10 protein-coding genes are annotated in these 9,078 nt (G+C 41.0%); 7 read left to right on the top strand and 3 right to left on the bottom strand.

The window, feature by feature from the left end:
* The first annotated feature begins 146 nt into the window (after positions 1–146).
* Complete coding sequence (locus AN391_RS16350) at positions 147–1,379, top strand: cytochrome C (RefSeq protein WP_082429342.1); 1,233 nt, start codon at positions 147–149, stop codon at positions 1,377–1,379.
* A gap of 211 nt (positions 1,380–1,590) precedes the next feature.
* Positions 1,591–2,085: a hypothetical protein gene (locus AN391_RS16345; protein WP_055016388.1), complete on the top strand. Its 495-nt coding sequence runs from the start codon at positions 1,591–1,593 to the stop codon at positions 2,083–2,085.
* Positions 2,086–2,224: 139 nt separating this feature from the next.
* Here the strand turns inward: AN391_RS16345 and AN391_RS16340 are convergent, their stop codons facing one another.
* A complete protein-coding gene (locus tag AN391_RS16340) occupies positions 2,225–2,470 on the bottom strand; it encodes a DUF4235 domain-containing protein (RefSeq protein ID WP_055016387.1) in 246 nt (81 codons plus the stop codon).
* Between the two features lie 504 nt (positions 2,471–2,974).
* On the opposite strand from AN391_RS16340, the gene sodC reads away from it, so the two are divergent.
* Entirely contained in the window at positions 2,975–3,544 is a 570-nt protein-coding gene (gene sodC, locus AN391_RS16335) for a superoxide dismutase family protein (protein ID WP_082429341.1), read from the top strand.
* Positions 3,545–3,557: 13 nt separating this feature from the next.
* Positions 3,558–3,791 (top strand): ChaB family protein, encoded by a 234-nt coding sequence (locus AN391_RS16330; protein WP_055016386.1) that lies wholly within the window; start codon positions 3,558–3,560, stop codon positions 3,789–3,791.
* Between the two features lie 77 nt (positions 3,792–3,868).
* Here the strand turns inward: AN391_RS16330 and AN391_RS16325 are convergent, their stop codons facing one another.
* Positions 3,869–5,101, bottom strand: coding sequence for a sodium:glutamate symporter (locus AN391_RS16325; protein WP_235576496.1), 1,233 nt, complete (start codon positions 5,099–5,101; stop codon positions 3,869–3,871).
* Between the two features lie 406 nt (positions 5,102–5,507).
* Here AN391_RS16325 and AN391_RS16320 point away from each other — a divergent pair, with 406 nt between their 5' ends.
* From AN391_RS16320 to AN391_RS16310, 3 genes are all read left to right on the top strand, one after another.
* Positions 5,508–6,098: an ACP phosphodiesterase gene (locus tag AN391_RS16320; protein WP_055016384.1), complete on the top strand. Its 591-nt coding sequence runs from the start codon at positions 5,508–5,510 to the stop codon at positions 6,096–6,098.
* 176 nt (positions 6,099–6,274) lie between these two features.
* On the top strand, positions 6,275–6,916 hold the full coding sequence (locus AN391_RS20800; RefSeq protein WP_055016383.1) for a hypothetical protein: 642 nt from the start codon (positions 6,275–6,277) through the stop codon (positions 6,914–6,916).
* Positions 6,917–6,985: 69 nt separating this feature from the next.
* Positions 6,986–7,663 carry a glutathione S-transferase family protein gene (locus AN391_RS16310; RefSeq protein ID WP_055016382.1) on the top strand — a complete coding sequence of 226 codons (678 nt, stop codon included), beginning with the start codon at positions 6,986–6,988 and terminating at the stop codon, positions 7,661–7,663.
* Positions 7,664–7,725: 62 nt separating this feature from the next.
* Here AN391_RS16310 and AN391_RS16305 read toward each other — a convergent pair whose 3' ends face one another.
* Complete coding sequence (locus AN391_RS16305; protein ID WP_055016381.1) at positions 7,726–8,874, bottom strand: hypothetical protein; 1,149 nt, start codon at positions 8,872–8,874, stop codon at positions 7,726–7,728.
* Between the last annotated feature and the right edge of the window lie 204 nt (positions 8,875–9,078).

The raw sequence follows: 9,078 nt of genomic DNA, 5'->3' as shown, positions 1-9,078 counted from the left end.
AAAAGCTAAAAGCTAAAAGCTAAAAGCTAAAAGCTAAAAGCTAAAAGCTAAAAGCTAAAAGCTAAAAGCTAAAAGCTAAAAGCTAAAAGTGCTCACATAGTAAACACTTTCGCCCTATGCTTTAATATTAAAAAAGGGAGGGCGTTATGCATAAAAATCGATTTTTATTTAATAAACAGGTTGCTGCAATGGCTGTGCTAAGGACTTTAGCTGCGCCGCTGCCTGTATTGAGTAATGAGCCAGGGGTATTAGTTGAGCAGCTTTGTGCCAGTTGCCATAGTTTAAACAATCTTGAGCGCAGTGCGGGTTATAGCCAAGCGGATTGGCAAACACTTATAAGCTATATGGTAGATACAGGCGAAGGCACAGCCCTTAGTAAAGATATAAGCGCGTATTTGGCTAAGCATTACTCTGTTAACACTAAGCGCGAGTCAACGGTGGTTAAAGGCGATTTAAAACTAAACTTTAAATACTGGCAAGTGCCTACGCTTGGGCAACGCGCTCGCGACCCTGTGCAAGGTGAAAGCGGGCTTATTTGGTGGGTTGGCCAGTGGGGCAATATTTTAGGCAGGTTAAACCCTAAAACCGGTGAAATGAAAGAGTACACTTTGCCAAGTGGTACGTATGCGCACAGTGTATCGCTTGATAAAAACCAAACCCCTTGGTTTTTAGGTAATAAAAATGGCACGGTTGGGTATTTAGACTTAAAAACCGAAAAATTTAAAGTGTATAAAATGCCCAATAAAAATGCCCGTGACCCGCATACAGGGGTGTTTGATGATGCGGGTATATTTTGGTTTACCCTGCAGCATAGCAATATGATTGGCAGGCTAGACCCTAAAAACGGCGATATTAAACTGGCTACTTTACCCACTAAAGGCTCGCGGCCTTATGGTATAAAGCTTGATTCAAGCGGTACGCCGTGGGTGTCGTGTAATGGCAGTAACTGTTTGGTTAAAGTTGATAAAAACACCATGGCGCTTAGCGAAATAAAACTCCCAGGTGCTAAAACACATACTAGGCGCCTTGCTATTACGCCTGATGATATGGTGTTTTATGTAAACTCTGGTATGGGTAAACTTGGCCGCTATAACCCCAAAAACGGTAAAATAACGCAGTGGGATAACCCCAGCGGCGCAAACAGCCACCCGTATGCCATTGAGTATGCCGATAATGCTATTTGGTTTAATGAATCGGCTAAGCGCCCCGAAACACTAGTTAGGTTTGATTTAAAAACTCAAACCATGCAAAGCTGGCAAATTCCCAGTAAAGAAGGGGTTTACTCTGGCTTAATTAGGCATATGCGTATGGGCAATAACGGCTTAATTATTCATCAAACGGCTACTAATCAATTAGCCGAAATTACGTGGTCTAAGTAATTGAGTTTATTAACACGTTATAGGGAGCCGCTAAGCGTTAATACCCTTATGTATGAGGTAGGAGTTTTTTACAACAGTTAGCAATATTTACGTTGTTTACAAGGGTGTTTGAATATAAATAAACCTAAACTATTGATTTTTATATATTGTTTTGCTGGCTTAGGTTTTGCTTGGTATTAGCTGTATTTTTTAAATAAATAAAGGAGTTATTATGAGCAAGGTTATTACTGGGTTATTTGAAAGTGCATCGCAAGCAACACTGGCTATTTATAGGTTAGAAGCATTAGGTATTAATGAAGCTGATATAAGCATTGTAGCCAACGACTCATACGCAAAGGAAGATTTTGCTTTAGATGAGGGAACTAAAGCGGCTGAGGGCGGCATTGTAGGAGCTGCCTCAGGTGGTATTATTGCCGCTCTTGTAGGCGGGTTTACTGCTGTAGGTACCGTGGCAACAGGTGGAGCAGGCTTGCTCGTAGCTGGTCCATTAGTGGCTGCTTTTGCAGCGGGCGGCGCTGGTGCTGCTGTAGGTGGCACGTTAGGTGCTGCTATTGGTGCATTTATCCCTGAGCACGAAATTAAATATTATGAAGATGCGATTGAAAAGGGCTCTATTTTAATCGGCGTTAAGTACGATAGCGATAACAAAAACGCAATTGAAGAAATTCTTAACAATGCAGGGGCAAGCAACGTCTCTACTGCATAATGGTTAAAGGAATTGCCAGAAAGGTGAAACGTAGTTTCACCTTTTTTTATTCATTTTTAAATGTCTTTAGACACACTTTATTTATAGCGTTAAAAAACCCCTATAAGGGGCTTTAGAAAAGTTACACTTATTAGGTGGGTTATTTGTGCTTTCGTTTATCTAGCGCGTAATTTACGGCCATTCTTGCTAAGCCTGCACCCACGCCCGACACCACAGCCCATGTAACGGCTTCTTTAAGATCAGTTTTTTCACTCGGCTTGTCTTTTGGGGCTGGCTCATTGGTTACTTTTTCCCACGACTTTTGTAAACTTTTTCTGGTCAACATGCCAGCTGATGCAGCGGCTAGGCCTATACCTAGTGTTTTAATTAGTTGCTTGTTACTCATAATTCCCTCCATTGTTTAATAACGATAGGGTCATCTATAACCCGTTTAATGACACTAGTATGTGGAGCAATTAGCATACCGACAGCGCAATGGGCGTGGCGAGCATGGTTTATTTTAGTTTGTGTATGAGGGGGGAATTTGATTAAACGCGCTGTGCTACTGGCTTAGCGTAAAGTTAACTAATTAGCCTCTTAGCGGTTAAGTTGTTTTTTAAGCCACCGCAAAGGTATTTAGGAAAGCGTGGGTTGCCTGCTAGGCCTGTAAAGTTGTCATTTTATTTGTAAATATGCATCAGTTTTTGTACAGCGTTTTGGCAAAATTGCGCAGTATGATTAAAAGTGGCGAGTTGATAATTTCCCATAGCTGATTATTTTATTATGATTCAGCGAGTTAAGTATTATGTAGGTAAATTATGCATCCATAGCGAGCTTGGTATAAAGATTGAACCTAACAGCTAAGCAATCACGGTAATTTATAAACCTGATACTTTACGAGGAGATTACAATGAATAGTTTACTGTTTAATTCATCTGGTAGTAAAAGCGCAACACGTATTTTTAAACCCGCTTGCGCCATACTTTTTACCGCTGCAATGCTACAAAATAGCGCATTGGCGAATGTAGATGTTGATATGCATGCAGTAAGTAAGTCGGGGCAAGGTGAGCTACTTGGCACCGTTACATTGACAGAAAATGAGCACGGGGTGGTATTTACCCCTGCGCTTAAGGGGTTAACGCCTGGGCAGCATGGCTTTCATGTTCATCAATATGCTAGCTGCGAGCCAAAGCAAAAAGACGGTAAAGTTGTACCTGCCGGTGCTGCTGGTGGGCACTTTGATCCTAACAGTGCTAAACACCACGATGAGCCGTGGAGTAATGGCCACTTAGGCGATTTACCTGCGTTATATGTAAATAAGGATGGCGAAGCTACATCGCCTGTTTTAGCCCCAAGGCTCAAGCTTGAGCAGCTTAAACAACACGCAGTGATGATCCACAAAGGGGGCGACAATTATGCCGACGAACCCAAGAAACTGGGTGGCGGCGGTAAACGTGTTGCGTGCGGCGTAATTAAGTAATACGGAGGTTATTATGCCTTATCAAAATACAAATGAGTTACCGGAGTCGGTAAAAAGTAATTTACCTAAACACGCCCAAGAGATATACCAAGAGGCGTTTAATAGCGCGTGGGATACCTATAAGGACCCAAGCGATAGAAAAAACGATGACGATCGCGAAACCACAGCGCATAAAGTGGCGTGGTCTGCTGTTAAAAATAGCTACAGTAAAAATGATAATGGAAACTGGGTTAAGGCGAGTAATTAGTTACTTGTAAAAGTAAAAAACCAACGTTTAAAAAGCCGCTACAACTTTTGTAGCGGCTTTTTTATAGCGTAATTGGGCTACTCGCTTTTGTGCTTACGGCGTTTATAAAAGGCAAAACCACCTACTACACACGCTAATATAAACGCCATAATAATAGTAAATGCCCACGGCCCAAAATTAGCAATGGCAGGAAGTGCGAGCGCAGTAACAATACCGCCGCCAACCACAGGTTCATAAAGCGGTTGTTTGTAACTAAAGGGGCGAATATGCTCACTAGGGTTCGAGGTAGCCTGTTTTAGCATTAACAGTCCAACCGCCGTGGTGCCCATAGATTGCCCAAGCTCGCCAATCCCTCTCACTTTCCAATCTTTAGGGAAAAACCACCCACCAAAGAAAAAGTAAATAGCTGCGCTATAAGCAACCCCCACCGCACCTAAAATTAAAATACTTTGCCAATATTTAGCAAGCACCGATAAGTTAAGTGCACCCAGTGCGGCAATTATCAGTAAATCGAGGGAGAGGTTAGAAAGCAGGTTTATTTGATAGTGACTAATTAAGTTACCCATGCCTGATTTATTAAGCGCTATTTGCACCACTAAACCCACCATCATGGCAATGGGGAATAAAGGCATGTACTCAAGTATTTTTACAGATGAATCGGCAAAAAGGCTTTTTTCGGCTACTTGTAAGCCGCTAAGTAAAAGCCAAGCAACAATAACAACAGTGCCTAAAATAGCAAAGTGCAGACCAAACGGGCGGTCTTTTACTTCTACTTTTTCGTCGTGGCTAATTTCAAGCTCTTGGTCGCCATCATCGTTGCGATTAGACATAATAGTCCCTAACACGATGGCGCTTATAAGGCCTATTGTTGCTATACCTAGCCCCAAGTCCATACCTTTTGCAAAATCGATACTCTCAAAAGTGGATTGCAGGCCAGCTACGGTGCCATGTCCGCCTTGAAACCCCACAGCAATAAGCGCACCGGCAATTTCGTTGGTATCAAATAAAGGGGCTAGTATTAATAATGCTGTGATCATCCCGACTACATATTGGCCTATGGCAATGCTGTAGCCAAAGCTTAAATTGGGTAGGCTTTGATTTAGCGATTGCTTAATTGTAGGTATTTTTTTACCTAAAAATAAACCTGCAAACACCACCACAATTAAATACCCAGGTAACTCCTTCCATATATTTGTGACCTTTTCATCTATCCATAAATTAGTCCCTTGGAGTGACAAATTAATATGCTCACCGAGTAATTGTGGCCCTAATAAAAGAGCCAACACGCCGGCAATTAACGAGGAGGGCACAATTAATCCCCTTAAAAATGTGTACTTAATTAAATTACCTAGCGTTAAAAAAAAGGCTAGTAATAGTAACGACTTAAAAAATATAGCTATATCCATAACTGATTTAACCTGTGTTTTATGCTCCTTTAAACTGCCCGCTAATAAAAAGAGCTATACATGTTTGAGTGCTAAATACGCTAGGTAGCAATATATATTCCAGCAACTTTTAAATTTTAAGTGATTGATAATTCTATTTTAAATATTTTATGCTGAATTGAGTGCGACGGCTTTACAGAGTTTTTGTATGATTTTCAAACTAAAGTGTTAGGTAAATAAACAGGGATGCGCTAAACACTCGTGTGAGTTTTGCTTAAATGTGCGTTACTATTTGGCTAAATTAAGTTTGTTTTAGCCCATTGGGATAGCGTTGAATTATTTAGCTCACCTTTATTTTGCACAACCTACAGCCGATTCGCACTTTGGCAATTTATTAGGTGACTTTGGCGGCCGCAGGTATGCACAGCACCTGCCAAGTAGTGTTAAAAGCGCGCTAGAAAACCACTACTTAGTTGATAAGTTTACCGACTCACACTATTTAGTAAAATCCGCTAAACAGTACTTTTCGCCCGAGCGAAAACGCTTTGCAGGCGTAGCGATTGACGTGCTGTTTGATCATTTTTTAATTAGGCATTGGCAACACTTTAACAAACTCCCTTTAAATGATTTTAAACACAGCAGCTACGCACTTTTAAATGATCGCATAGCGGTTATGCCACCGCGCATGCAGCATGTTGTAACCAGCATGATTACAAACGATTGGTTTAAAGAGTACGAAACGATAGAAGGGGTAGGGCTTGCGCTCGATAACATAGCCAAACGTATTCGTTTTACTAATAACTTTGCTGGTACTGCTGATGATATAACGCAAAACTACCATGAGTTAGAAACAGTATTTTTAGCGTTTTTTCCTGAGCTGATTGAGCATGTAAAAGAGAGCGGGCTTGAAAGAGGCTGCTAAAAATAGTAGTTATAAGCGTTTCCCATTAAATAAAAGCAGGGGCAGAAAAAGAACCCTGAAGGCCCAAATATACATAAGCGCGGATTGCGTAAAGCAACTAATAGCAAAATATGGGGGGCTGTAGTGTATTCCCTTAGTGATGAAATATTGTTGAAATTTAAAAGGAAGTAGATTTTATGCCTGATGTAACGGCACTGTTTTATATAGCTATTATGGCTTTTTATTTATTACACAAAAACGAAGAAGCCAAAATATTAGTTCCCGTAATTGGCTTCGCTGCAATCCCTCTTTTTAGCAACGACTACTGGCAATGGTTTCAGCTCAGTGCGGCACTGAGTGTTGTTGTTATAGTGATAGAAAAAGAGAAAGCAGGGTATACAGGCGGTGGTGCTGTTTCGGCATTTGCTGCATTTTTTATCGGCGCGTTATTAGTTAGTATTTTTATACACGCGACTTCGTCTGCTGTTACTAGTTTAAAATCTACAAACTTTAATTTTAAACATCCACTAAGTTACGAGTGGTCTAGGGAAGTTGTAATTTTATACGCATCTTCGTTTATAACTGCATTGCTCGGGATATTATTCAATGTTCGTATGCCTGCAGCTCATAATGGCCTAGTAATTATTGCCGGCTTACTTGCTGTTTTACCTCATTTTTGTGGCTCTTTTTTATATGGTTTAGCATTAAGTGTAATTATTATTGTAGTCACTTTTTTGGTAGCACTTGTTAAAAAGGCGCAAGAAGAAGCGCGCGTTACATTTCTTTGTATTGGCGCAGGGTTAATGCAGGTGAGTTGTTTAGTTAAGTACTTTAGCTAACTATTTTTGTTATTTGAACGATTGCTCAAGTTGTGTTTTAATTGAAACTACTACTTTTAGGAGCGTTTTATGATCAAATTTTATTTTCACCATACACCTAACCCAATGAAGGTTGCTTTGTTTTTGGAAGAAACAGGCCTACCGTTTGAACTTGTACCACTTGATACTTTAAAAGGTGAGCAACATACACCTGAGTTTAAAGCCATTAATCCTAATGCAAAAGCACCTGCCATTGTTGATGGTGAAACCCGTGTGTTTGATTCGAACGCTATATTAATGTACCTAAGTGAAAAACACGGCAAGTTAGCAGGTAAGCCAGAGAATCGCGCCGAAATGCTTTCATGGTCAATGTTTATTGCATCGGGTTTAGGCCCATACTCAGGGCAAAGTGTTCATTTTAGACACATGGCGCCAGAAGGGCTTGATTACGCAGTAAACCGCTACTTGCGTGAGGCGCAGCGCCATTACGAAGTGCTTGATACACACCTTAAAGGTCGCGACTTTATAGTGGGTGATGAATACACTATTGCTGATGTATCTGCTTGGGGTTGGATTGATAAAGCCCCTGTAGTACTTGGTGAAGAAGCCCTTGCACCATACCCTAATTTAAAGCGTTGGTTTGAAAGCATTGATAGCCGACCAGCGGTTGCGCGTGCACGCAAAATTGGCACCGATGTCGCCTTTAAAAAAGAATTTGATGAAGAAGCCAAACGTGCTTTTTTCCCATCTAATTACCCAAAGAGCTAACGCTTAAAAGTAAAAAAGGGCAATTTTTGCCCTTTTTTATGCGTATTAATTCCTTAATTTTGCTACAGTGCTACTAAGCTATGCTCTAGCATTGATTGAATCTGTTCTACTATTTTAGCTTCTGTTTCTGGTTCAAACTGTTGTATACGCGGAGTATGGATATGTCCGGTAGGTATGCTTGAATTAAGCTCGTCACGTAGGCGTATGCTGCGATACGATATTTCGTTAGATAAATAGCCACCCCCGCCGCCATTTACCGCAACACTGTTCTTAAGTACGCCATACGATCCCGCTTTAAAGGTTTTATTAAGTGTAGTGACTTCGCGGTTGTCGATTACTTTATACGGGCCTTTGGCTTTTTGCATAGCGCTTACAGGTAGGCTAAATTTTACAAACTCATTACCAGGTAGGGGGCGTCCATTTAGCTTAGGAATAACAGGGCTTGTTTGCGTACCGCCGTAGACAATATTAGCGTTATCTGGCGCGGTGACACTGCGGCGTTTACCCGGAAAGTGCTCTAAATCAAACTCGGTTCTGCCCATGCTAACCGTTACAACCATGTCAACGTTATTTAGTGCATAGTAGGGGGCAAGCAGAGACTCTATTATGCCTTGGTCAAAGTCTTTGTAGCGTACTGGTACCATAACCGTGTTAATTTCGGCGCTAACGCCATTGTAATCAATAACTTGGCCGTCGAGTAACAACGCGGCTACCCCAGATGGGTTACTTTGGTTGATATTTTTGTCGAGTAAAAAAGGGTCAAACCCGGTTAGAACAATCTTTTTATCACTGCCTGATGAAAAAGCTAAATCGGTGCGGCCTCGGCTGCCTTCTTCAAGCATTTTTAGCAGCGTATTTATTTGCGCGTCAGATAGCTCAAATTTTGCGGCGGTTGTACGTATTATTTTACTTGAAAGCAGGCGCGCCCAGTAAAGTGCTCTATCGTCGTAGTTTTTAGTTTTAATAATGCGTTGCTTAGCGCTTTCCCACAGCTCAAAACTATAGGTTTTTATGAGCTGCTTGGCCTCTTTAAAGTTATTGAGCGCTTTGAACTGCTGCTCAAAGCTGGTTACTTCTTTATCAAAGGCGTTTAACACGGCGGGCATTGCAGTTTGTGCTTTGCTGATGCGTTGTTCTTCAACGGTGAGTGGATTACTTAAAGCTGCGAATGAAGAGGCAATTAAGCTGGTTGCTAGTAATACTTTGATCATGATACTCCTAATTAAGCCGTTGTTATTTGAGTAACTTACTATCCTACTATTAAACAGTGAGGGCAATTATTTAAAGTTGAATTAACTGATATCTGGTACGGATGGAATGTTACATTATTACATTTTAATGAATTTAGCAAAGCGCCGCACTTTTAGTGGGTTATTTCCTTTACTATAGATTTAATAAAAAACACGGGAATAAAA

The organism is Pseudoalteromonas sp. P1-13-1a (assembly GCF_001401875.1).
Lineage (GTDB): Bacteria > Pseudomonadota > Gammaproteobacteria > Enterobacterales > Alteromonadaceae > Pseudoalteromonas.
Note: the sequence above shows the minus strand (reverse complement) of the source record. Positions and strands in the feature narration are given on the sequence as shown.

Excerpts from the sequence above, each read along its gene's own strand:
- AN391_RS16350 (WP_082429342.1), top strand. The coding sequence starts at position 147 with ATGCATAAAAATCGATTTTTATTTAATAAACAGGTTGCTGCAATGGCT.
- AN391_RS16345 (WP_055016388.1), top strand. The coding sequence starts at position 1,591 with ATGAGCAAGGTTATTACTGGGTTATTTGAAAGTGCATCGCAAGCAACA.
- AN391_RS16340 (WP_055016387.1), bottom strand. The coding sequence starts at position 2,470 with ATGAGTAACAAGCAACTAATTAAAACACTAGGTATAGGCCTAGCCGCT.
- sodC (WP_082429341.1), top strand. The coding sequence starts at position 2,975 with ATGAATAGTTTACTGTTTAATTCATCTGGTAGTAAAAGCGCAACACGT.
- AN391_RS16330 (WP_055016386.1), top strand. The coding sequence starts at position 3,558 with ATGCCTTATCAAAATACAAATGAGTTACCGGAGTCGGTAAAAAGTAAT.
- AN391_RS20800 (WP_055016383.1), top strand. The coding sequence starts at position 6,275 with ATGCCTGATGTAACGGCACTGTTTTATATAGCTATTATGGCTTTTTAT.
- AN391_RS16310 (WP_055016382.1), top strand. The coding sequence starts at position 6,986 with ATGATCAAATTTTATTTTCACCATACACCTAACCCAATGAAGGTTGCT.
- AN391_RS16305 (WP_055016381.1), bottom strand. The coding sequence starts at position 8,874 with ATGATCAAAGTATTACTAGCAACCAGCTTAATTGCCTCTTCATTCGCA.